Genomic DNA, 23,282 nt, shown 5'->3' on the forward strand with positions numbered 1-23,282 from the left:
CGGGGAGGATGTCATCTGTGAGGCTGACGTCGAGAGAAATCTACGCTACTTGTAGACCACTGCCACTCCTCAAGTACGACCGCCTAACAGACTCACAGTATGGAGAGACTATCTATCGCGGAGGTTGAACCCGAACCGGAGGGAGATGCAGACATCGACCGACGTCCCCTCACTGATCCGCTCGGAGCGACCGATGTCGCTGTGAACTACTATGCGCTCGATCCTGGTGAGTCGTTTGTCGGTGGATTACACGCTCATCTCGACCAGGAGGAGATCTTTTTCGTGCTCGACGGCACCGTGACATTCGAGGTGACCGCCGATCCAGCAGCGGACACTGAGACTGTCGATGTCGAAGCGGACGAAGTCGTCCGATTCGAACCCGGCGACTACCAGCAGGGACGGAATGAGAGCGAGGACCGGACTGTCGTGCTGGCGATCGGAGCGCCCAGGGACTCGACGGCAGGACGGGTCCCCAGAACCTGTCCCGACTGTGGCGAGAGCGAATTCCTCGACACGGTGATGGTCGAGGGGCGGCTGATGGTGCAGTGTCCCGCCTGCGATGGCGTCTTCGAGAGCGGCCTGGACTGATCCACGGGCGGGAAACGAGAACCGGCAGTCCGCAGTGGCCTCGAAGTACCAGCCCGCAAGTGACGGGCTGTCGCAGTCCGTATTCCGTCGAAAAAACGGTCAGTGACGCGTCACCTGGCGCAGCCACACCGGCTGCGACCGGACCGTACACAGTCGGCCCGAGATTCATTGTCCGTCTGTTCGCCGTTCGACGTCTCTTCAATGGTCAGCTCCATGTTCCATCTGAACGGTACGACGCGGGGGTGAATAAGGGCGGGCGCCGGTCTACAGATGAGCAAGGCGAGTGCCTCGGGGCTTGACCTCGAGGGTGAAGCCGACACTCAGACGTGTTCTGTTCGTTCGATATACCGTTCAATCGTCTCTGTTGAGACTGTTCCCGCAGTCCCGATGTAGTACGATCGCTCCCAGAATCCACCACCCCATAGATACCTCTCCAAGTACGACTCGTGCTGTTCCCACATCTCCCGCGCCGTGATGTTCTTGACTGTCCGAACAATCTCGCCCGGTGCGTGCTTCGGGTGGGCGGAAAGGAACAGATGTACGTGGTCTGGTGAAATGTATAGCGACAGTATCTCGTAGCCGTACTCGTCACACACGTCGCGGAAACTCGCTTCCAGCGAGTCCTCGATTGGTTCGAGAATCGCGTGGCGGTACTTCGGACACCACACGAAGTGGTAGCAGCGACCGTGGTGCAAGCGTCAACATCACCGTGAAAGGCATGAAGAAACTCGATTGGAATGTGCCTGCTCTCAACAGCCTTCCCCAAGTGCGGAAGGTGCGACGGCAGGCATCGGGCCGTGGACGCCCCGACCGTGACCCACTCGACCGTTCGAGGCTATCAGGCCGATGGTATCGTGGGAGTGTCCGATTAAACCACGGGAAGCCTCGGGGCTTGACCCCGAGGCGGTTCACAGTGTCTGTAGTCGACCGGAATCGTCACAGTCCCCACTGCTCACGGAGTTCGGCAATGGGGGTTAGATCCTCGGGTCCCCAGTCGTCTAGGTTGTACTGGCCGACCGGATCGGCCCCGACCCAACGCGGATCGACGGGGTCCTCGATGGACTGGTACCGAGTGTCGACGCTGATGCGGAACCGGTCCGTCCGGTTCGTCAGCGACCCGTGGAGCATGTACGTGTCGAAGATGAGCGCGTCCCCGGCCCTGAAGTCCGCCGTCGCCAGGGGTCCACCGATGGTATCGATCACGTCGTACGGGTTGCGGGAGAAGAAGGGATCGACGCGGTCCACGTCGACGTCCAGCTGGCCGTAGGTCTCGCGGAGTCGATCGTGATCGTGCGAGCCGGGACAGAGAACGAGCGGTCCCATTTCTACCGGGCAGTCTCCGATCGGACGCCAGGCGGTGTACAGGTCTTCCGTACCCCGTCCCATGAATATCCTGTCGACGTGGAACCCGGTGAAATACCCCGTGGCCTTCGCCCGACCACGCTTCCGGTCCAGGACGAACGGCTTCGCGTCGAACAGCCGCTGGAAGAACGACATCGTCTCGTCACCGTTGATCAGCGTCTCCAGGTTCGGGTAGTGGGTCCAGGAGGACCCGCTCATGTCGAACTCGTCGGCCGTCCAGTCCGGGTGGACTAGAGCTTCCTCGGCGGGTTCGTTAGGGTGGAGGAGTCCCTCGTCGTCGAGGTGGGTGAGGACGTCCTCTCGGGCCGCCTGAACGAGGGCCTCATCGTGGAACCCGCGGATGAAGAGGTATCCGTCCTCGTCCAGCCGCTTTCGGAGCGTCTCCGGGTCGTTGAGATGCTCGCTGCTGTCGCGAAGCCTGACGAGCTCGTCACTGCCGAACTCCAGCTCTCGATCGCCGATTTGTACGGTGGTCACGTGTCGATGCCGGACACGTGGAATAAAAAAGAAGCAGGCGGCGCTACAGCGGTCGTAGGCCGCGACGATTGCCGGTCCAGCCCGGGCACCTTACCGGTCTGAACACTCCCGTGAGCGACCAGAGCGACTATTCCACCCTCGACGGAAATTCCTCGTATTAACGTCTTTCGCTGGTGGGTTTGCCCACCCAGCGGCTGGCGACTCTATCCCCCTGTGGTTCCGACGTAGTGATGGATGTCGGCACCAGGATACCAGAGTTCGAACGGTAACGGGTGCGACGGCAATGGGTGGGTACACGCCGGCGTGGTGGAGGTCACGGCGGAAGGACGAGTGCCGCTGCCCGAGAGGCTCCGGGCTACCGGACTCCTCGGCGTCGGTGACGAGGGCTACTGGGGGGTCCAGACGACGACGGGTCGGATCGTGCTGTCCGACTCGATGCACGTGGGGCCTACGGTCCGACCGATCAGTTCGCGGAAAGTCGGTGGCGAGAGCGACGGCTACCGGCTTACGGTCCCGTTCCAGTTCTTCCCCGGTGACGGCGAAAGCACCGCTCACGACGCGCAGCGCGAAGGGGTCCCCGACGAGGTGATGATCGAAGTCGGACAGGAATTGCACTTCGTTTTCCCCGACGACCGACACGTCCGGTGGGCGTACCTGCTGTCCGGAACCCAGCTGGGTGCCAACCTCGCCCTCTGCGGAGACGAGGCGGCGAAGCCGGGGACATCCACCTCCAGTCCTCTGGAGTGCGACCGTCGGCCTGTCATCACAGACGTGGATGAGCTCGACGGCCACTGACACGGCAAACGAACGGCCGTCGTGGTCCGGTTTAAACTTTCACGCGGTACGTCCCGATGTCGTGCCAGTATCGATATCGGCCCGTTTCCTGTTCTCTCAGGCCGTGGTCTAGAAGCTGTTCGGTGTAGTCGTCCACCCGGAGCGCCGGCAGAACGCGGAACGGAACCGTCCACGTCTCGTCGACGAGTTCGAGTTCCGCACCGCTCCGCTCGGCTGCGCGTTTGGCGGCGTCGAAGGCAATGTCAGAGAAGTTGACGTACACGTCCTCCGCGATCTCTGGCCCGCGTTCGATGACCGCCTCGAGGAGGTCCGTGCCGCCAACGGTGTGGTTTATCTTGACGTCCTCGAAGTCCTCGAGGTCGGGCAGGTACGGTGGGTTGCACACGCAGACATCAAGTGGTTCGGAGCGCTCTATCAGATCCCGGTGGTGAGCAAAGTGAACACCCATCCCGAGACGGAGCTTCAGGTCCGGCACTGAACTCGGCTGCCGGTTGACGTTCCGCGCCCAGTTCAGCTTCGCGGTCGAGACCGGCGTGAGGAGCCAGTCAGTGAGGTACGCCTCCCGGAGTATCGGGCAGTGCTCGGACAGAGTGATTCCAAGGAATCCGGTCCCAGTTCCGATGTCGGCGACGGACTCGACGTCTGAATCGAACACGCCGTCCGATCGCAGGGCCTCGACCATCCGGATCGCGTCCACAGAGGGCGGCCACAGGTTCCGTGATCGCTGCCAGAGGACGTCCACATCTTCGTACCTGATCATGGTTAGCCCGGAGCGGAACAGATCTGTGACGTGCTCGCCGAGGTCGTGATCGTGGATCGGACATTCGATCTCCGCGGCCGTCGCCGGCTGCTGATGGGGCTCGAAGTTCCCGACCGGTTTCGCGCAGTGGCAGTCCCACAATAGTTCGGGCTCCTCAACCCGCAGGGTCCCCCGATCGGTGACGAACGCGATCTCGGACATCTCCCGGTCGATGTCGATCCGCAGGTCGACGGGACCGACGTCGTCGACCGTCGTCCCTCCTTCGTCGTAGAGGCCCTCGAAGAACGTCTCCGACTCGACGTCGTGGTCGAGGAGTGTCCCGGTGATGAGACTGGAGTACTGGCGTTCGACCATCTCGAAGGCGTCGTCGCTGGGGATACGTCTGATGACCTCTCTGATCTCCGAATCAACGTCGCTGCAGATGTCGTGCAGCTCGTCCGTGGTCTCGAACAGCGCTCTGTCATCGACGGCTCCTTTTCGATCGTCGCGACCGGCCGCCGATCGGGATATCGTGAGTGTGTCGCCCAGCCCCGCCTCGAACACGGCCGAGTAGTTCTCCTCGCTCTGCGCCCAGCTGTCGCCATCTGTGAGTCGCTCGCGCAGTTCCCGCTCGGCTGCGATGCAGACGAGTGACGACTGCGGGACCTCGCTCGCGGGTGCGATGAACAACCGACGCTGACCGGGGTGGAACTGTTGCGGCGAGTCGCCCGACGCCCCCCCATCCGAGTCGGTGTCGTCCTCGCGGAGGTCCTCGTGAATCCGCACCATGCGGGAGTTGGCGCCGCGGAGACCGAAGCTCCCGAGCGCCTGGTACCGCGATCGGTCTAGATCGGACGCGGCAAACGGATGTTTCTCGAGTAGTGCGGCCAGTTCTAGCTTCTCGTCTACCGCCCAGAAGACGTCGTGGCCGGGTTCGAGGGTGGTTTCCTCGAACGTGCTTGTCGGAACGGTGACGTTCGGGTTCTCCCGCTGGACGCTACTGCGCCCGAACAGACGCCAGGTGACCATGGTGTATACCCAGATGGATCGATCAATAAATTTCATCCCGCGATACAGTCCGTACCGGCCGATGGAATCGACGCTACCTCCCGGGCCGGTCAGGGTGCGTAGAGCGCGACCGAGACGTTATCCCGGCCGCCACTCCGGTTCGCGTACCTGACCAGCCGCCTGCCGGCCTCATCGAGAGCGTCTGCTCCGGCCACGACGCGTTGGATGCGGTCGTCGTCGAGTTCGTCCGTCAACCCGTCAGAACACAGCAACAGCCCATCGTTCTCCGACAGTTCGAGCTCGAAGATATCGGGCTCGACGCCCTCGCTTTCGGTGCCGATCGCCTGCGTGAGCCGCGTCAGCGACTTTCGGCGGCCCGGGCTCCCGTACGGTATATTTTCGGCGTGGTCGTCCGTAATCTGCCGAATCGTCTCATCTGTGACGAGGTAGGCTCTACTGTCACCGACGTTCCCCACGAGCGCTCGCCCGTCGGCGACGACGGCTGCGACCAGGGTCGTTCCCATGCCGCGGTTGTCGTCTTCCTCGTCCATCCGGCGTTGGACGACGCTCTCGGCGTCTTCGAAACAGAGCCGAACGACGCTCCGATCGACGCCGCCGTCGTACAGTTCCTGGAACGACTCGGCGAACGTCGTGCTCGCGAGCTCGCTGGCCACCTGGCCCGCGGCGTGCCCGCCAAGCCCGTCGGCAACCCCGACGCCGAAGACGTCTCCCAGCCTGAAGCTGAATGCGTGGTCTTCGTTTTCTTCCCGCTGCTTGCCCCGATCCGACTGGGTGTATCGTGCCATTGCGACGTGTCTACAGCACGTGTCTCCCGACGTGCCCTTTGAATTACCCCCCAGACTACAGGACGCGTAGGATGGATCAACGGACACTCACCACGGCGGCTACCGACGATCGGACGGCCGTTCCCGAGCGGGCGGCGATCGAAGTGACGGCGGTCGGCGAAGGAGATTCGGGGACGACGGCACAGCGCACCGCACGCGATCGAGCGGAGACCGTTCGGACGGCGCTCCGAGGGGCCGACGCCGATGCCGCGCGGATCGCAACCGTCGAACTCACGGTCGAGGACTCGACGTCTATGTTCAAGGCGGACAACTCCGCACCGTATCAGGCGGTCGAGCGACTGCGTGTTGAGTGTCTCCCAGAGGCCGTAGCGGACCTCGTCGTACTGGCGACCGACGCCGGCGGGACTGTTCCGAGTGTGGCGTTCGAACTTCGCGACGAGGTCCGGCGACAGCTAGAGGCGGACGCCCTCGCCGGAGCCGTCAAGCGGGCCAGGGGCCAGGCAGAGCAGATGGCGGCCGCCCACGACCTCTCTCTCGGTGACGTCCGATCGATGACGACGGTCGACGACGACTGCTTCGGGACGTCGAGCATCGTCGACGACGCACTCGCGGACGGGGCCGAGGCCGACCTCTCGCCGGAGCCGATCACTGTTTCCGAGTCGGTTGAGGTCGTCTACGAACTCGTCGACGAGTGACTCAATTACATACCTGGGTAAGACTGACCCTTCATTGAACAATACACCACACATGGACTACCTCGCTTCTGATCTCCATCTGGATCACGGGAACATCATCGATTACTGCGATCGCCCCTTCGATTCCGTCGAGGCAATGAACGAGGCGCTCGTCGAGCGCTGGAACGAGGTCATCGATCCGGGTGACGAGGTCCTGTTCGGCGGTGACCTGACCATCTCGGGAGACGCCGCCGACCTGCTAGACTGGCTCGACGAACTTAACGGCGAGCTCGTGTTCCTGCTGGGCAACCACGACGAAACGGTACTCGAGGGGCTTGACGGCGTCGACTTCTTCGAGCATTATCAGTTCGAACACGGCGGACGGCGGTTCTACGCGATTCACGATCCTACCGATGCATCGGGATCCGTCAACGGATGGCTCCTCCACGGACACCACCACAACAACTGGCCGGACGAGTTCCCGTTTGTCGACCCTGCAACTCGCCGCGTCAACTTCTCGGTCGAACTACTCGGGTACCGTCCACTCCCGATGGATGAGCTCGTGACCTATCTCGACCGTGACGAGCGGTTCGCGGACCGGACGGAGGCCGATGCATCGGTATGACCCACGACGCAACCGGCGGGACGCAGACGATTCGCCTCCTCGTGGTCGGCGACCTCCACCTTCGACCAACCGGCGAGTCGCTTTCGGTTAGCGATCTGCCCGTCGAGCGCCACGACGTCGTCGTCTCACTCGGCGACGTCGTCGACGAGAACCGGGACCACGATCCAGAATCCGGAGCGGTCTACGAGGAGCGCGGGCGCGCGTTCTTCGAGTCTCTCGATGACTGCGGGACACCCGTCCTAGCTGTCCCTGGCAACCACGATCCGGTCGCCTGTACGCGTCGGTTGACAGAGGGCCTCAACGCCGTCACGCTGCTTCATCGCAGGTCAGCCGAGGTCGATGCAGATGGGGCGGGGTATCACGTCGCCGGCTGGGGCTGCGAGCAGTTCGACTTCCCGTCGGCGCTGTTGACGCCCGACTACCCGGATGTCCCGCTCGACGATGGGACCCCGGTGACGCCCGATACCGTGGCCGATACCCTCCTTCAACTGGCGGGCCGCTACATGGCGGGTACCCTGTCCCGTGCAGAACTAGCTGATCGACTAGGTATCGACGGTCGGGACGCCGAGGCCCACTTGCAGGAGTCGCTTGCGACGCTCGAGGACCGCTTCCACGAGGTAGTCGCAACCGTGCGGGAGACACCACGACCGGTCGTCGTGGCTAGTCATATCTCCCCGTTCGCTGTCCCGTTCGACTGCCGCAAACCCCACGCACACGACGGTGACTATCACTTCGGGTCCCTTGCACTCCGACTCGCTCTGGCGGAGACGGGGCCGGTGGCCTGTCTCAGCGGCCACACCCACCAGCAAGGGTTCTCCGCAATCGAGACTGCGACAGGCCACGCGTACGTCTACAATCCAGGCGAGTCCGGTATCGCCAGCGTGAGTGTCGACAGAACTGGAACTATCCAGGTCGACGAACTGTCCGTATAGTTGGTTCTCGTCCCCAGCGATCCCGAAATATTGCTGGACCGATGGAGCGAGTCTCTTATTCCTTCACTGCTAGTCGATTGAAGGCGAATCCACCCTTCTCGTCAGCAATCGACACGTTGGCAATCCCTCGCAGGCCGAGATTAAGCGAGTGCACGCTACCGGCGACGAGTTCGTACTGTGGGTTGTGCGAGTGGCCGTGGAGTACTGCAAGCGGTTCGTGGGTACGGAGCGCCAGTTTCAGTCCGATATACCCTACATGCAGTGATTCGAGATCCCGTTCACGCTGACCGACTGAGTGGTGACGATCTGCTTCGAGATTGTAGGGAGGCACGTGGGAGAGGACTACAGTTGGTCCGGAACATTTCTCGATGAGTTCTGACAATCGCTCGAACGCCGCTTTCGTCTCCTCAACTTGGTCGAGAAACTGTGCACCAGCAGTGCAATTACGCCCCCCGAGAGCGCCGTCAAGATCCCAGCTGCGACAGCCGCTACAACGGGTCCCCGACTCTGCTGGTCGTCAGTGGCCTGTTCTGACTGGGCTGCAAGCCAATTTTCAAGCGCGTTCCGGCCACTCTCAAGCGCTTCCCGATCCTTCTGGTCCTCAGAGTCATCGCCGAGCCAGTCGTCAATAGCGGCTTTGACCCACTTCTTGCCCTCGACTTCAGCCACCTTGCTGACGAACGATCGGAGTTCAGCAAGGTCCTCCGTCTCAACCTCGCGGAGTGTCTTGTCGTCAAGATCAAGCGGAATCTTCTTCCGAATCTCATCGCGCTCAGTTGTTGCCTCAGCTACTTCTCGCTCTAACCGATCACGGTCGTCTTCAGCGTCAGCGAGATTGTCCCGGTGCTCTCGGAGTGTCTGTAAATCCTCATCGCTGACGCCATCCTCCGGGAGTTCCGTCCCAGCCAGCGTTTCAGCGGCCTCGCGATATTTCGCAGCCGCCTCCTGGTCTTGGCGCTTCTGTTTCTCGATTTGATCCTCAAGCGTCTCAAGCTGCTCTAGTTCATCACCGTCAAACGACTCCAGCTCATCCGGGAACGACTCTAGCTTCTCAACCTGCTGATCGTAGTCGTCTTGCGCCTTCTTGTACTCGATCGCCGTCTCAAGCAGATTGACGCGCTCTCGCGCAGCGGCAGCAGCCGAAAGCTCCTCTTCGAGTCGGCTGAGCCGCGCCCGTTCCTCTTCAAGATCCGGAGCCTCCCGCCGCAATTCTTCAACCCGTTCGATGGCATCCCCCGCCTCCTGCGTCTCACTAATCCCCCGCGTAGCTGAACTGGCCCCGCCACTGAGGCCGAACTTTTCCCGGACAGCATCAATATTGAACCCGCCAGTCGATTCGCGCTGGATGACGTTCGCAAACTCGCCGTCGTCGGTTTCCTCCTGAAGCATATCGTGCAAGAGTGAATACCGACGGCCACCGTGGAGCGACGGCACCGGAATCGGATCAGCGGAGGCGCCATCGCGGATGTGTTCAGCGACGTCACCGTTGAGTTCGATCCGCCGTGACTCGCCAACCAAGTTGACCGCTAGGAGCTCAGTTTCAGTGCCACACTCAGTGACTGCGTCACGCAACTGATTGTGTGTGGCATCAACGATGTCGTGGAATCCCTCGTCGGGGGCTGTTGAGACGGTGACCTCCTCGTAGTGCAGTGTCGCCGAATCGAGCGGTTCCGTATCAACTGTGCCGTCAGTTTCGACCGAGAGCAGCCACGCCCCGTGGCCGCCAGTCTCGCTCGGGTCTAGCGGCTGTAGGGAGCCCGGATAGAGGACCGGCGGGTTGTCGTGACGTGTCCCCGGGACGTGGAGGTGCCCAAGCACCCAGGCCTCGTGCCCACTCGTCGCCAAGTCATCCACGGCAACCGGGGCGTACCGATCCTCGTCACTCACGTCCGCGTGGACAACGCCGAGACGGGGCACACCGTCGTCGCCCAGGTCGTACGTGGCTAACGGACTCTCGTGGTGGTACCGACTCGGGAATGACCATCCGTCGAGGTGAAGACGAGACTCACCGTCGGCATCGGTGAGCGACTGTCGTTCCCAAGTCCCGTTCCGGCCTAGCAACTGGAAGTGATCAATTGCATCGGCAAGGTCCGGTAGCACGTCGGCGTAGTGGTTTCCAGCGACAACGATGAGCGGAGTCAGGATCGGCAGTTCACCGGTTACTTAACAATTGGGACAGAGTCGGTTGTTAATATCACAGATGGACCGGCTTTTCGGTAGTTCAGCGCCGGCAGGGAGAGTTCTACTACTCCATCGACGTCCCCCGCAGTCACAAACGCATATCGGGTGCTCGACCGGGGATGAGCCGCCGTCCGACACGCAGGTATGGATACTCTCCGACGGACAAAAAAGCGGAAACCGTTCAGAGTGATTCCTCGCCCGCTACGGAGCCTTGATGTAGCCGTAGTCGAGCTCCTGGAGCCGGGCGAGTTCACCGACGGCGGAGGGAACGGTTTCGACGCCATCGAGCAGATCGTCTTCGGTGAGGTCGAACATGTCCATGGCGTTCTCGCAGGCACGGAAGGTGACCCCGCGCTCCTGCAGCGAGTTGATCAGGTCGGCGAACTCGTTGTCCCCCTCGCTTGGCGGCGTGTACACCTTGACGCCCGGTCCGTTCGCCACGAGGATGAGGTCCTTTACCGGCACCGAGTCGTCGTCCAGCAGGTTCTTCGCGTTCATCAGCGCACCCTGGTAGGCTGATTTCTCCCCACCAGACAGGTGGAGGACCGTCTTCGCGGGCGGCGTCGGACGTGCGTCCTGGGCTCCGTGCTGCTCGCCCTGGTCATCACGTCGATTGCCTGCAGCACCGACCGATTCGCTCCCGAAGAGGAGGGCACTGATCGTTCCGGCGGCTGCAACAAAGTTTCGTCGTAACATGCGTTCTGGAATTGTGTACCTTGCACAATAAACACCATACTAAGAATAATGAGATGTAATACAATCCAATTTGACTGGATTCTCACTCTCGTACTGACTGCTGTGGTGAATACAGCCTCTGGGCCGTGTTTAGACGCTGTAGAGAACGATTCACTTCGATGAGCTAACGACCATCAGAGCGCGAGCTGAGTAGTGTGCCCTCTCGTCTTTCACGTTTTACAGACCGACTCGTAGCGTTGGCGAAACGTGCTGTATCAGGCGATCCTGATCCACCAGTCAAGAAGGGCGACGGTGGCTACGCTGACTGAGTAATCGTCGCAATTCACGGTCTCCGCGAGTATCTTGACCTCCCATATCGGCGGCTCCTCGATCTGCTTCACGAGATGCACGGCATCGTTAAGAAGTTGGGTCTCGACCTCAGCGAACTGCCGGATTGAACGAACGCGAGGAGGAGAGCAAGTGCGTAAGTTTGGAACCTAGTTGGAGCGAGTCGCTGCTGATAGTTCCCAACGTCTCGGATAGCCTCTGCGCCGGTAAATGTGACAACTATTGCCAGCGGTTGGGCCAGCGTCACCCAAAATCTCCCACCAGTCTGATCATTGAAAAATCCGATGAGTAATGCGGCTCCAATGACACCGATAACCAACCCATCTACAATCGGACCTGGTATCGGTATATCAAATAGCCAGCGTGCCGTATAGACCCCAAAGAAGACGATACCGATAGCCACAGGTGATAGTATAGCTGACTTCTGGAAGTCTATACGTAGTTACTCTCTTGGCTGGATAAGTATCTGGGGTTGGCTCAAAGAACCATTTAATATCTACGCGGCTCCACCGAGTGGCTGATTTGTAGTTCCACCAGGGCGGGAGGTCTGTCCTTGTTCCGCGTCTAAACAAGGCCCTCTACTGTAGAACAGATGGATAGGAGAACGAGTACGGCCAGAATGCGTCCTATTCGGCCGCGAGTGCGTCGTAGATTTCTGAGTACTATCGAGGCCTTGCCGCTCGAGGAACCTGATGAGATACTTGCGTGCCTTATTAGGAGACATCGCATCGGGGATCTCGAGATGGACACGTCCAGCAGCCAGTCTCAGCTCTCAGGATGAGAGTTACCCCAGTTGCTGCAGTGTGTTACGTGTTTTCGAACCATGGTTGCTGAGACGTTTGCAGCCCCAAAGCACTCTGCTTGCGTCAGGAGTTGCTCGCGCTTCTTCCCGGCCCTGTAGAGGCAGGCGGCCGCAAACCCGGCCAGGTGGACGCCGGTCATCACACCGAGATCTTCAGCCCGCTCCGCGAGCCGTCGGGCCTGCTGTCGGATCTCGTCCGGACATTCGAGGTCCGAGGCAAGTCGCGGGACGTACATACTGGGAGTGACGGGCTGAGCAGGGAGCCCCAGCTCCTCGTTCAGCGTTCTGTACGCGTTCGTCACTCGTGACTCCGCGACGCGGGCCATCTCGCTGATCTCGCCCAGCAACCGGGAGAGTCCGTTGCACCGGCAGGCCCCGTACACGCTGGCTACGGCGATAGCCTCGATGGATCTGCCGCGAAGCAAATCCTCGTTCTGGGCACTCCGGAAGAGCTGACACGCCTGGTCGCGCACTGAATCAGCAATGTCGAGGGCGCTCACAAGCCGGCGGACTTCGCTCAGCCCGTGTGCGAGATTCCGTTCGGCTTTGGATCGCCACCGGCCACGGCTCTGCTCACGGTGCATCCGAGCGAGCCGCCGTCGCTTCTTCCCAGAGAGTGTGTTCCCCTTCGCGTCGGTACCACGACCGATTTTCGTCGGTAAGCCTCGATCGTGCCGAATGGCAGTGAGCGGTGCGCCCGTTCGCTCACGTTCCTCATCGTCGTACGCCCGCCACTCCGGCCCGTGATCAATGCACTGTTCGTCGATAACCAGACCGCAGTCCTCGCAGACCGTTTCGACCGCGTTCGTCGTGACCCGGCCGTCGCACTCGGGACACTGGTTCGCACTCGATTCCGCTCGGATGTCTTCGTCGAATCCGCTCTCGTAGATGTCTCTGGTTGCCATCGTTCTCACCGTGTTCGGGGCGCCCGCCAGTACAGCGAGCCCCTCACCCATTGAGGGACAATAAACGCTACCGAGTGCGGAATTCGATTGAGATGGATTGTGATCCAGACAATGTTGCTTAAGTCACTGTCGTATATCCCTCTACAACGGAGTGGTTTCTACTTAGAATATTCGTAAAAATAACATTGGCTGATTCCAGAACTACAACTACTCGGTCCGGTCTGTTGTGGCTGCTAACTGTCGTATCAAATCGATGCCGACCGTCACCTTCTAGAAGCACGAGTATCGGTACTCGTGGCCGCGCGGAATTAGAACGCGGTGACGACGTCCTCGGTCGAGAATAGGCGGAGATCGTCGCGCTCTTCTGCGGCCTCGAGCAGACTCTGGTTGAAACCACTCCGGGAGAACAAGCAGAACTCGTGAGCGACGTCGCCTCCACCTCGCGGCGTCCAACGGATGCTTTCCACGTCGCTTTCGAGGTCGTTCAGCACGTCGTACCCCATCGGCTGGTTGGTGAACTTGCACTCGCCGGCGACCATCGTCTCGTCGGTCGTCAGTCCGACCACGTCGACCTCCTGCTCCTGATACCACCAGCGGCCGACTTGATCGAACGTGTACCCGTCGTAGAGGTTGTATACGGCGGTTCGACACAGTTCCTCGAATTTCGGACTGACCGCATCCGCGAGGTGTGGTTCGATCAGTTCCTCGTAGGCGTCGGTGCCTGCACGGTCGTACTTCTCGCCCTGTCCGTAGACGAATCGAAACCAGAACCGGAACAGTGCGTCCTTCACCACGTACTGCCCGCGTCGAGATTGTGCGGGGTTCTCGGTCACCGGCACTTCCCGGTCGACAATTTTCAAATCCTGCAGATTCTTCAAGTAGTGGCTGATCTGGTCGGAGTCGATACCGGCCGCCTGCGCGATCTCGTTCGAGGTCTTGTTCCCAGCGGCGATCGCCTTCAGGATCGAGAAGTAGCGGTTCGGATTCTCTAGCTCCGTTCGCAGTACGTACTCGGGTTCGTTGTGGAGGAACCCGCGCTTCGAAAGGACGGCATCCCGGATGTTCTCCTCCAGTGGTCGGTCGTCGTCGACGGCCTGCAGATAGTGTGGCGTCCCGCCGAAGACACCCCACGCCAGCACCGTCTTCTCGGGGTCGTAGTCGGAGAAGAACTCCGTGGCAGCGTCGAACGGCAGTTCCTCCAGCTGGAGACGCATGTCGAACCGGCCATGAAGCGGACTCCCGCCACTCATCACCTTCTCCTTCATCATGCTGATCGACGACCCGACGAGTACCAACGTAGCGTCCGTGTCCTCGACTTCGTGATCCCACAGTCGCTGGACAACTGAGGGGAGGCTCTCGTCACTCTCGATTAGGAACGGAAACTCGTCGAGGACGATCAGCGCGTCCTGCTCAATGAGATAACCGAGGACGTCCTCCCACTCGCGGCGGATGCGCTCGATACTCGGAAAGGTTCTCGCCGCCTCCGCCACGAAATCGTCGAGCTGCACCTGCTTGGTCGTCTCCGTGGCTTGGTAGTAGACGACGTTGTTCCGGTCGCGAATGGAGTGTTCGACCAGTTCCGTCTTCCCCACACGCCGGCGTCCCCAGACGGTGATCAACGATGGCTCGTCGGCGTCATACTGCTCTTGGAGGGCCGCAATGTCTACATCGCGGTCGACGAACGCGTCCATACGTTCACAGTCTGGGGCCACCGCAATAATGGCGTCGAATAAGGTAGATAAAAATAGGGTATTCTGATATACCTAATTTTGAAATACCTTATTTGAGACTTCCTCACAGAACCTCCGGGCGTAAAATAGACCGTACCGATTTGTTCGCGGGGGGTTTCAATCTGAAGCACACTCGTGAAATGTTATCTCGAGACTGTCGCCGAGCACGCGCGCCGCGAAGAGGCGCGCGACAGCGCAGGCGGCACCAAGTGCTGGAACGCGAAACGCCCGCGAGGGGCGCAACCGACGGGGATACCCGCTGGCGCGAGGGCACATTCACTTTAGCCCGGCAGCCCGCCCGCTACTGCAGGCAGGCAGCCCGTAATGGTCGGTCGCGAGCGCCGCTCCGGGCGGTAAGCGGCGAGCGGTGCGGGCCGTGACGACTCACCAGTCAGCCACTCTCATCGACCGACGAAGCTGCCGACATCCTGGCGGACTCAGAAAGGGCGAGGCCGCCTCGACCACCGGGAGACTTCGTCTCCCGAGCTCACAGCGCAAAGCGCCGTGAACGTCCCCCGGCCCCGCAAGCACCGCAGGCACGAGGCGCGCAGCGGTGGCTTCGTGAGCGCAGCGAACGAAGGCAGGGAAGTCGCAGCCCGCGTGGTTCGAAAGACGCCGTAGGCGTCTTTCGTCATTGCGGGAAATCAGAGATTTCCCGCTTGCAGTCAGATTCCTTCGGAATCTGACGACATCACGAGAGAGCTGTGCTCTCTCGAACGACAATGGAGTGAGCAGGACCGTCTTCCCGTGGTCGCGGGACGTCGAGCGGCCGAGGGCTTTCAGGGAGCGTCGCCGGCGCTGGGTGTTCGGCCTCGCCACTCAGAGGCCGGTTACGTGTCGAGGCGCTGGAGCAATTGCGTGACGTAAGGGCTGTCCTCCCAGCTCCGATGCGGGCTGATTGTCGTGATCAGCCTTCGAGCCTCCTCGTGGCTCATATGCCCGTTCCGAGCGTAGTCCACGATGAGCCGCGGCGTCGGGACAATCCGCGGGCCCTGTAGCACGGCGTGAATCAGTGGGAAATTCGTCCCGCCGAACTCGTCAGTAAGAAATCCGTCGACATCGAGCGCATTCGCGAGGACGATGCCATCAGTTTCACCGTCGTCAAGGCCGAACGTCGGTCGCGAGTCTGGTGTATCCTCGCGCCCGTACGGATCCTTTACCGTGTAGTGGCCACGAGCTGCGAGGACATTGTTCGCAGCCGCGGCGTGGATATCCTGATACTGCGTGATGTCACGGAGCTCTGTAAGGACTTCCGACGGCACGAACACCTCACACGACGTGAGCAGATACTGAAACGGGTCTGGGGTTTCGGTGTCGACGGCCGCGTCCGCACGAGGCACGGCGAGACTGACGAGCGCGCTGGTGTCGGCGACGACCGTTTCCAGTCGCCGGCCGCTCATCGCTCGTCGTCAGTTGTGGTCTCGGCCGCCGTTGCGTCACCATCGTAAATGTCGATGTCGTCAGGGGCAGCGAGATCGAGTGGCTCGTCCTCGAGATCTGCTTTGAGAAGACGGAGCCGCTGGGCGGTTTCGGCGCCGACCAACTGCTTGACCGTCTCGAACTCAAGCTGGTCGTCGTAGTACTTCGTCGCGACGAGTTCTTGGAACGTCTCGCTATCGGCCGTGTCTTCGATGTACTCGCGAATCGCCTCGACGAGGAGATCCGTCCGATCCTTGTCGAAGAGCTCCGCGATCGCGTCCAGCCGGTCGACCAGATACTCCGGCGACTGGAAATGGACTCGTCGCGGATCATCGCTTGCGCCCATTCTATGTGCAAGTTCTGCACATAGACGCATAACGGTTTCGGCGACTGCACGGAGCTTGCACATCAGAGTGCTTGAACTAAGACTCGCTCTCGCCAGTCTCAGCCGTCGTCCCGAGCGTTCAGCTCTTCAAGGACCCAGTTGGCTGCCGTCCCGATACAAACGCCATCGACGTTGCGCATCTCGAGGCCGTTCGTGGCGGTGCGGAAGGGATACTGGTCGACGAGGACGCGGTAGATAACCGTTCGGACCGGCTCCGTCTCGTATCTGTCCACAATGGCCACCAGTCCAGCGTCGAGATGAGCGTCCTGGTGATCCATTCGCGGGTTCTGTGCCCGCTCCAGCACGAGATCGACCACGTCGGTGGCCGACGCATGCTCGGGATTTCCGGTCCGTTCACGAACATCGTAGAGAGCCTCAGCATCGGGCATTGCCACTCACTCCGAGAGATCGGCGTCTGTGTCAGTGGCTACTGAATCGCGTCGACGGTGCTGGCGGATCTCGTCGAGGGTGTCTTCGAAGGTTGCGACATTATCGATTGCCGCAAGTTTAGCGACGATCTCGTCGATGAATGCAGATCACTCGACGGCGGCCTCGTCTCCCTCGGCCCTATCGATCGATTCGACGCGAATCTGGCGTGCTTCGTGCCAGTCGCAGTCCCAACAATCACGTGTAATCTCGATGCACTTGTCTTCGTCGGCTGCAAGGACCGCATCGGAAAGTGACGTCGAGAGCGGTCGTTCCCCTCTGACATCGAGGGTAAGCGGGGATCCGCACGCAGGGCAGTCCATAGTCGTCGCATGACTTGCGTCGGTGTTGAAAATATGGGACCTCCGTGACAACCTCACATAGAGGTCTTCGCCGGCCAGGAAACAGTTTCAGAAGCCTCTGTTGAAATCCAATTGTTTCGAAATCTTTTTCGCTGAAATAGCTGTCAGGTAGGTCAGCGAACGTACCGGCTATTCCCGACGTAGATGATGCGATCACGGTCAAGCTACAGCCGATGTTTGAGTTTCCGCCACCCCTATGGTCTTGTTGTGGGTACCTCCAGATATGGTTCAGGAAATGATGACGAAAGTAGTATTAGGAGTCGGGATTATCGGAATCATCGGTGGATTACTCGTCATTCTACAAATACCATCTGCCAACCAATATCACGAAACGACGCTCTCGGCCGCTGGTATTGGCGTTCTACTCGTCCTGTTCGGCGTCAAAACTCTCGCTGAGTCACGGCGGTAGATGGTTAGTGCGTTTTGTACGCACCCTGTACTGACCGATGGACAACTGGTCTGTCACCAAACGAGGGTTTCAACAGAGTCTTCCTGATGGATTTCCAGAAGGCGGCCGAGGATCGGAGACAACAGGGCGATATCAGGATTCCTCAAGCAACGAGCGGGCCCGCTGCACGTAGCTGTTCGCGTCCCAGCTGCGGGCGTCGCTGATCCCGTCGAGGAGCAGTCGAGCATCGGCCGCTGACAGCTGCTCGGTTCGAACGAATACCGACAGCAGCGTCGGCGTCGTTACGAGCCGCGTGTCAGCGAGTGACGCGTGCATCAAGCCAAGCTGGTTGAACTCATCACAGAGCAACAGGGTGGCGTCGAGGTCGTTCGCCAGGGTGACAGCGGCGTTCTCGCCGTCATCGAGCGGAAACTCGCCGTCAAGGTCGACCGACCGTGTCTCGAGTGCATCAGTTCGGTCGAGTACGGCGGTTGCAGCCCGACCATGTGCGTCCTCGTACGAGGCGATGTCCCGAAGTTCCTCGATGACTGCCGTTGGGACGATAACCTCGTATTGAGCCAGACAGAGCGCGAGTGGATCTGGATCGTCGTCAGCAACGATCGCGAGACTGACGAGGGCGGAGGCGTCTGCGACGAGCGTCGACATCTATGACTCGGCGACCTCGTCGACGAAGTCCTCGTCCAGCTGTTGCTTCAGCACTCGGAGGTTCGCCGCCTCTTCTGCGCCGACGAGTGCTTTGAGCTGGTCGAAGGAGATTTCGTCGTCGTAGTAGGCGGCCGCGATGTCCTGGGTGAGTGCGTCATCGTGAGCGGCCTCCTGCAGGTATTCCCGGAGTGCAGTGACGAGAATATCCGTCCGATCCTCTCCGAGTACGTCCGCGAGAGCATCGGTACGATCGATGAGCCGGTGTGGAGCTCGGAACTGGACGCGCTTCTTGTCACTACTCATTATGTGTACAATGTGAGCCGCTCGACTTAGCCCTTGTTGTGTGTACATTGTGAGCCATCGTGGCCCGTGTCGATAGACTTCCATCCGAGGGTCAATCAGAGACACGATGCGTTTCGAGATCACGCGTCCAGTAGGTGGCTGGACCACCCGGACTACAGCGGGCGCAGAGCTGGAGGGAGCCTTCCAGATGCCCCAGTTCGACGCGGAACCGTGTGAGCGCTGCGAGCGTATCGACGATCAGCCCACAGCCGTCACAGGCAACGTGATCGCGGACGTCGGGATTGGGCTCTGTCCGGATAGCACAGTCGACGCAGATCGGGTGGGTGACCCGCTCGTCCTGCCCCCAGGTGTGCGCCTCACCAGTCTCAGTACCGGGCGGGGCGTCGCAGAACGCACAGCCGATGAGGGTTTGTTGCATCACTCGCCCTCCTCGCCGGCATCGCGGCAGGCCGTCCAGCCACGGTGGAAGACAGCCAGCTGCGTCGATGAGTCGAACGCGGCGCCGCTCGGCTCGTGAACCAGAACGTGGTCCTCGGGAACCGGAGTGACGACATCCGCGTCTATGAGCTCGCTGACCAAGCGTTGGGCCGTCGCGTCGCCGACGTCCGCCGTGTTGACGCTGGTGGCGTCGCGGTCCTGAGCGAGAAGTTCTTTCTCGAACTGTTCGTAGTCGGCACTCGTGTCGTCGTGAGGATCGGGACCAAGCATACTGAGTCACGCCGCGCACGTTGTCGCGCGCTGCACGCCTCCCGGCGCCGACAAACAGCTCATGGCGCACAGATTCGGTACCTCCTCGGATCGCTCGGCTGCCAGGATTTACTCACTCGAGGAGTCGGGCGGAGGGTGGGGGAAAGGAAGTGGATCCAGCCCCAGCGTTAACCAACACTGTGTCGGTATCGGCAGAGAATATTGGTTAAGGCTAGCTGCTACGGCGTTCGGAGCTCTCGAACTGGCTTCACGACGGAGGTATCCAGCTCGCTGGCTGCTTCTTCACCTTCCCGCTCCGGCGGCGTCAAGGGCGACCGCGTGAGCTGGGTAATGAGCTCCTCTCGAACGGTTCGGCGAGAGATGGTGGTCTCGTGCCAGCCCAGCCGGTCGTCGAAGTGCCGCTTCTGGAACTGCTCGCCGACGTCGTCAGCGGCGACGTACTGCGTCCGCGTCGACCACCCGACATGCCGGGAGACAAAGACGGCGCCCACAGCCTCATGTGTGAGTTCGACGAGGGTACACTCCACGAGCGCGACGACCGACGCGTGATCCCGGTCGGTCGGGACCGTCACCTCGAGATCCGTCCAGGGCGCCGGACCGTCAGGGGTACTTGCCGCTTGATGCGTTACCCGTGTCTTGTTGTGTCGTTCCGAAGCCATCGTCCATTGGGGGCACGTAATGCGCCCCGCCACCCCCTCGTGGGGGCGATAGACACCACCGAAATACACTCGCTCACCCTATGCGCTAAATCTGATACTTTCTTGACTCCACTCTCCCTGTGATGGCCCCTTGGCCTGAGAGAGTCGGCGGCCTTCGCACACCGCATATCGGCTCTTTCTTTGGACAAGATCCGCGATATACAAGGCAGGACTACGCCCTCAAATTGCAGAAGAGGGACGTCGGGACAATTTGAGGCCGTAGAAAGTACCTCGACGAATCTGGGAACACTTCCTGAAACACAGAATTTGTTCGACGGCGGGGTAATGAGGGCGATATAAGCGGTTTCTGGATTGTGTTAGGTTGCTGCTCCATCTAGTCCGAGAATCTCTAGGTACCGCAGCTCAGCATTTCGAAGGTTGAAATAACCCCGATACGAACGATTCTGGCCGTGTTAGCCACTGAAATTGCTCGACGGAATTCAGAAAGATCCGAATCTAGTCTGCGGCCCAATTTCCAGAAATCTTATGGAAGTAGATATCTGTGAGGTCTTGACAGTGTATTCAGTTTAGGGGAGTCAGTGTGTAGATACAGAGAAAATACTTATCAATCGCAACTTGCGCAACAGTCTGGATTCAACGGCCTCATCAACAACTGTTCTTCACCCTGACCCAGACCTGTTTGTGCAATTGCTCGGAAAGAGAGACACCCACTCATTATTTGGGGTTCTCGTCCTTCTTATCGCAGGGATCGTGTTTTTGGAACTAAGATGAGTGTTGTCAGCCGGGTCTAGTACTAACGGCATAACTTTCCGAGGTGTCTTCGCTGAGAACCAGTTCAGAATCAGTCTGTCGGGCGAGCTTGGCCAGGAACAGATACATCAGGGAGGTCCGGGACAGAGAGGTCGGTACGCCGGAGCAGTTGGGCGTTGATCGCGACAATGACGGTACTCAGTGACATCAGCAGGGCGCCCACGGCGGGCGACAGCAGAACTCCAATCGGCGCAAGTACCCCAGCTGCCAGCGGAATAGCGAAGACGTTGTATCCGGCTGCCCAGATGATGTTCTCCTGCATCTTCCGGTAGCTTGCCTTACTCAGTTTCACGAGGCGGGCTACGTCCACTGGGTTGTTCTGGACGAGGATGACGTCAGCTGATTGCACGGCGACGTCAGTACCGCTACCGATGGCAATGCCGACGTCGGCCCGAGTGAGCGCCGGCGCGTCGTTGACGCCGTCGCCGACCATCGCTACGAGCTTGCCCTGGTCCTGGAGCTCCTGTACCTTCTTGTCCTTGTCCTCTGGTAGTACCTCGGCGAACACCGTGTCGATGCCCAGTTCGTCGGCAACGGCCTCGGCAACATCTCGTGAGTCACCTGTCAGCATTGCGACCTCGATACCCAGGTCGTGGAGTGCCTCGACGACTCGGTAGCTCTCCTCGCGGATAACGTCGGCCATCGCGAACGCCGCGATCAGTTCGCTGTCCCGCACCAGGTAGACGACCGTCTGGGCGTCGTCGCCGGCCTCGTTGGCGAAGGCCTGCAGCTCGCTGGGAACGTCGCTCTCGAGGTGATCCAGGAGGTTCGGGCCACCGACGTAGACTTCCTGTCCCCCGACAGTCGCGCGGACCCCACGTCCTTTCATCGCCTCGAAGTCGTCGGCGTCGGGGGCATCGATTCCGCGCTTGGTGGCAGCCTCTCTGATGGCGCGAGCGATCATGTGTTCGGAATCGCCTTCGACCGCTGCCGCGAGCTCGAATGCCTCGTCCTCGCCGACGCCGTCGATCGTCGCCAGTCCGACGACCCCGTGCTCGCCCTCAGTGAGGGTCCCGGTCTTGTCGAAGATGATCGAGTCGAGGTTGCGCGCCTCTTCCATGGCGATGCGGTCGCGGACGAGCATCCCGTTGCGGGCGGCCAGCGAGGTGTTGATCACCACGACGAGCGGAATCGCCAGCCCGAGCGCGTGCGGACACGCGATGACGAGGACGGTGACGACCCGCTCGATGACGGTCGCGTCGAACGTCGTCGCCACCGTCCAGGCGACCGCCGTGACGACAGCGGCGCCGAGGGCGACGTAGAACAGCCACCCCGCCGCCCGGTCGGCCAGCGCCTGGGTTCGGGACTTGCCCGACTGGGCCTCTTCGACGAGGCGCATGATCCCCGCCAGCGTCGTCTCCTCGCCCGTTGCGTCGATCCGCACCCGGAGGCTGCCGTCGCCGTTGACGGTGCCGCCGATCACCTCGTCGCCCGGCTCCTTGGAGACGGGTTTCGACTCGCCGGTGATCATCGACTCGTTGACGTCCGAGTCACCCTCCTCGACGACGCCGTCCGCGGGCACGCTCGCGCCCGGCCGGACGAGCACGAGGTCGCCTTCCGAGAGCTCGTTCACCGGTACTTCCTCGGTCTCGCCGGACTCGGTGATGCGCTCGGCGGTGTCAGGCATCAGCTTCGCTAGTTCGTCGAGCGCGCTGGAGGCCCGTCGGACCGAGCGCATCTCGATCCAGTGGCCCAGCAGCATGATGTCGATCAGCGTCACCAGTTCCCAGAAGAACGCCGACTGCGTCGGGAAGACGACGCTCGCGAGGCTGTAGACGAACGCGACCACGATCGCCATCGAGATGAGCGTCATCATCCCCGGCGACCGATCCTTCAGCTCGGGCGCCGCCATCCGCAGGAATGGCACGCCGCCGATCGCGAAGACGATCACCGCGAAGACGGGGTTGATCCACTCGCTGCCCGGGAACGCCGGGACCGAGAAGTTCAGCCACTCCTGGAGCGTCGGGCTATACAGGAGCACCGGGATCGACAGGAGCGTCGAGACGAAGAAGCGACGGCGGAACATCTGCTCGTGGCCTTCGTGCATCCCGCCGTGGCCCTCGTGACCGCCGTTGTCACCGTGGCCACCGTGATCACCGTGGCCATGCTGCCCGTGTTCGTGGGACGTCTCGTGACCGACTCGATCTTCGACCTCGTGTTTCGCTTCGTCTGCGTCGGCCTCGTCCTCGATCATCGACTACTCGACCCGGGACTCGTTGTCGAGTCCCTCGTCTGCGTCAGCGTCGTCGCGACGACGGGAACGTTCTTCGGGCGGGTCTCCGTCGTCGGGTGAGTGGTCGTCCATCGTGATCGTTACCTGACTGTACGATACCGAGAGTGATGGATGTGAGGGGCGAGGTTGTTCACTGCCCTCGTCGTGGACTCACGAACTGTTCCACCAGTCGTGCCGAACGCTACTCGTTGCATTGGAACGGCTCTAGTGCGTACTACGACGGCCACTCTCCAGTGGCTTCCCGTTAAGAATCGAAAGGCGGCTAGATTGGCCCAC

The 23,282-nt window shown here is 60.8% G+C and carries 23 protein-coding genes and 3 pseudogenes; 8 read left to right on the forward strand and 18 right to left on the reverse strand.

Annotation, left to right across the window (positions count from 1 at the left end; all coding sequences use genetic code 11):
• Positions 1–99: 99 nt before the first annotated feature.
• The gene (locus tag LCY71_RS18160) at positions 100–588 is read left to right on the forward strand and encodes a cupin domain-containing protein (RefSeq protein WP_225335986.1); all 489 of its coding nucleotides are present in this window, start codon (positions 100–102) and stop codon (positions 586–588) included.
• Positions 589–908: 320 nt separating this feature from the next.
• Here LCY71_RS18160 and tnpA read toward each other — a convergent pair whose 3' ends face one another.
• Positions 909–1,283, reverse strand: a complete 375-nt coding sequence (gene tnpA / locus LCY71_RS18165) for an IS200/IS605 family transposase (protein ID WP_225335987.1) — start codon at positions 1,281–1,283, stop codon at positions 909–911.
• Between tnpA and LCY71_RS18170 the strand changes: the two are divergent.
• A pseudogene (locus LCY71_RS18170) lies at positions 1,265–1,460 on the forward strand (RNA-guided endonuclease TnpB family protein); the annotation flags it as partial. The gene tnpA and the pseudogene LCY71_RS18170 overlap by 19 nt on opposite strands.
• A gap of 64 nt (positions 1,461–1,524) precedes the next feature.
• On the opposite strand, the gene LCY71_RS18175 reads toward LCY71_RS18170, so the two are convergent.
• Complete coding sequence (locus LCY71_RS18175; RefSeq protein ID WP_225335988.1) at positions 1,525–2,427, reverse strand: phytanoyl-CoA dioxygenase family protein; 903 nt, start codon at positions 2,425–2,427, stop codon at positions 1,525–1,527.
• A gap of 303 nt (positions 2,428–2,730) precedes the next feature.
• Here LCY71_RS18175 and LCY71_RS18180 point away from each other — a divergent pair, with 303 nt between their 5' ends.
• Positions 2,731–3,222, forward strand: coding sequence for a hypothetical protein (locus LCY71_RS18180; RefSeq protein WP_225335989.1), 492 nt, complete (start codon positions 2,731–2,733; stop codon positions 3,220–3,222).
• Between the two features lie 31 nt (positions 3,223–3,253).
• Here the strand turns inward: LCY71_RS18180 and LCY71_RS18185 are convergent, their stop codons facing one another.
• Complete coding sequence (locus LCY71_RS18185) at positions 3,254–4,990, reverse strand: hypothetical protein (protein WP_225335990.1); 1,737 nt, start codon at positions 4,988–4,990, stop codon at positions 3,254–3,256.
• 89 nt (positions 4,991–5,079) lie between these two features.
• Positions 5,080–5,775, reverse strand: coding sequence for a protein phosphatase 2C domain-containing protein (locus tag LCY71_RS18190; protein WP_225335991.1), 696 nt, complete (start codon positions 5,773–5,775; stop codon positions 5,080–5,082).
• 71 nt (positions 5,776–5,846) lie between these two features.
• Here LCY71_RS18190 and LCY71_RS18195 point away from each other — a divergent pair, with 71 nt between their 5' ends.
• The 3 genes from LCY71_RS18195 to LCY71_RS18205 are packed head-to-tail and all read left to right on the forward strand — an operon-like array spanning position 5,847 to position 8,006.
• Positions 5,847–6,470 carry an SIMPL domain-containing protein gene (locus tag LCY71_RS18195; RefSeq protein ID WP_225335992.1) on the forward strand — a complete coding sequence of 208 codons (624 nt, stop codon included), beginning with the start codon at positions 5,847–5,849 and terminating at the stop codon, positions 6,468–6,470.
• Positions 6,471–6,522: 52 nt separating this feature from the next.
• Positions 6,523–7,074: a metallophosphoesterase gene (locus LCY71_RS18200; protein WP_225335993.1), complete on the forward strand. Its 552-nt coding sequence runs from the start codon at positions 6,523–6,525 to the stop codon at positions 7,072–7,074.
• The gene (locus LCY71_RS18205; protein ID WP_225335994.1) at positions 7,071–8,006 is read left to right on the forward strand and encodes a metallophosphoesterase family protein; all 936 of its coding nucleotides are present in this window, start codon (positions 7,071–7,073) and stop codon (positions 8,004–8,006) included. The genes LCY71_RS18200 and LCY71_RS18205 overlap by 4 nt, the downstream gene beginning before the upstream one ends.
• Before the next feature lie 342 nt (positions 8,007–8,348).
• Here LCY71_RS18205 and LCY71_RS18210 read toward each other — a convergent pair whose 3' ends face one another.
• Entirely contained in the window at positions 8,349–9,893 is a 1,545-nt protein-coding gene (locus LCY71_RS18210; RefSeq protein WP_225335995.1) for a hypothetical protein, read from the reverse strand.
• 495 nt (positions 9,894–10,388) lie between these two features.
• A complete protein-coding gene (locus LCY71_RS18215) occupies positions 10,389–10,883 on the reverse strand; it encodes a DsrE family protein (protein ID WP_225335996.1) in 495 nt (164 codons plus the stop codon).
• A gap of 194 nt (positions 10,884–11,077) precedes the next feature.
• On the opposite strand from LCY71_RS18215, the pseudogene LCY71_RS18220 reads away from it, so the two are divergent.
• A pseudogene (locus LCY71_RS18220) lies at positions 11,078–11,317 on the forward strand (IS5/IS1182 family transposase); the annotation flags it as partial.
• Between the two features lie 658 nt (positions 11,318–11,975).
• Here LCY71_RS18220 and LCY71_RS18225 read toward each other — a convergent pair.
• The 12 genes and pseudogenes from LCY71_RS18225 to LCY71_RS18280 all read right to left on the reverse strand — a co-directional run bounded on the left by LCY71_RS18225 (position 11,976) and on the right by LCY71_RS18280 (position 22,820).
• Entirely contained in the window at positions 11,976–12,917 is a 942-nt protein-coding gene (locus tag LCY71_RS18225; RefSeq protein ID WP_225336294.1) for a transcription initiation factor IIB, read from the reverse strand.
• A 308-nt stretch (positions 12,918–13,225) separates the two neighbouring features.
• Positions 13,226–14,608, reverse strand: a complete 1,383-nt coding sequence (locus LCY71_RS18230) for an ATP-binding protein (protein ID WP_225335997.1) — start codon at positions 14,606–14,608, stop codon at positions 13,226–13,228.
• Positions 14,609–15,477: 869 nt separating this feature from the next.
• Positions 15,478–16,047, reverse strand: coding sequence for a hypothetical protein (locus tag LCY71_RS18235; protein WP_225335998.1), 570 nt, complete (start codon positions 16,045–16,047; stop codon positions 15,478–15,480).
• Positions 16,044–16,412 carry a ribbon-helix-helix domain-containing protein gene (locus LCY71_RS18240; protein WP_225335999.1) on the reverse strand — a complete coding sequence of 123 codons (369 nt, stop codon included), beginning with the start codon at positions 16,410–16,412 and terminating at the stop codon, positions 16,044–16,046. Before LCY71_RS18240 ends, LCY71_RS18235 begins: the two co-directional genes overlap by 4 nt.
• A gap of 98 nt (positions 16,413–16,510) precedes the next feature.
• The gene (locus LCY71_RS18245) at positions 16,511–16,840 is read right to left on the reverse strand and encodes a DUF8158 family protein (protein ID WP_225336000.1); all 330 of its coding nucleotides are present in this window, start codon (positions 16,838–16,840) and stop codon (positions 16,511–16,513) included.
• Between the two features lie 6 nt (positions 16,841–16,846).
• Positions 16,847–17,200: pseudogene (locus LCY71_RS21920) on the reverse strand (DUF8105 family protein).
• 580 nt (positions 17,201–17,780) lie between these two features.
• On the reverse strand, positions 17,781–18,293 hold the full coding sequence (locus LCY71_RS18255; protein WP_225336001.1) for a PIN domain-containing protein: 513 nt from the start codon (positions 18,291–18,293) through the stop codon (positions 17,781–17,783).
• Entirely contained in the window at positions 18,294–18,596 is a 303-nt protein-coding gene (locus tag LCY71_RS18260; RefSeq protein WP_225336002.1) for a hypothetical protein, read from the reverse strand. It lies immediately after the preceding gene.
• Positions 18,597–18,687: 91 nt separating this feature from the next.
• On the reverse strand, positions 18,688–19,014 hold the full coding sequence (locus tag LCY71_RS18265) for a DUF7558 family protein (RefSeq protein ID WP_225336003.1): 327 nt from the start codon (positions 19,012–19,014) through the stop codon (positions 18,688–18,690).
• Positions 19,014–19,304: a DUF8069 family protein gene (locus LCY71_RS18270; RefSeq protein WP_225336004.1), complete on the reverse strand. Its 291-nt coding sequence runs from the start codon at positions 19,302–19,304 to the stop codon at positions 19,014–19,016. The genes LCY71_RS18265 and LCY71_RS18270 overlap by 1 nt, the downstream gene beginning before the upstream one ends.
• A 218-nt stretch (positions 19,305–19,522) precedes the next feature.
• Positions 19,523–19,963: a DUF8030 family protein gene (locus tag LCY71_RS18275; protein ID WP_225336005.1), complete on the reverse strand. Its 441-nt coding sequence runs from the start codon at positions 19,961–19,963 to the stop codon at positions 19,523–19,525.
• An 841-nt stretch (positions 19,964–20,804) separates the two neighbouring features.
• Positions 20,805–22,820 carry a heavy metal translocating P-type ATPase gene (locus LCY71_RS18280; RefSeq protein ID WP_373325174.1) on the reverse strand — a complete coding sequence of 672 codons (2,016 nt, stop codon included), beginning with the start codon at positions 22,818–22,820 and terminating at the stop codon, positions 20,805–20,807.
• A 15-nt stretch (positions 22,821–22,835) separates the two neighbouring features.
• On the opposite strand from LCY71_RS18280, the gene LCY71_RS21750 reads away from it, so the two are divergent.
• Positions 22,836–23,066 carry a hypothetical protein gene (locus LCY71_RS21750; RefSeq protein WP_373325175.1) on the forward strand — a complete coding sequence of 77 codons (231 nt, stop codon included), beginning with the start codon at positions 22,836–22,838 and terminating at the stop codon, positions 23,064–23,066.
• Positions 23,067–23,282: the final 216 nt, after the last annotated feature.

Origin of the sequence: Halomicrobium urmianum (assembly GCF_020217425.1) — an archaeon.
GTDB classification, from domain to species: domain Archaea; phylum Halobacteriota; class Halobacteria; order Halobacteriales; family Haloarculaceae; genus Halomicrobium; species Halomicrobium urmianum.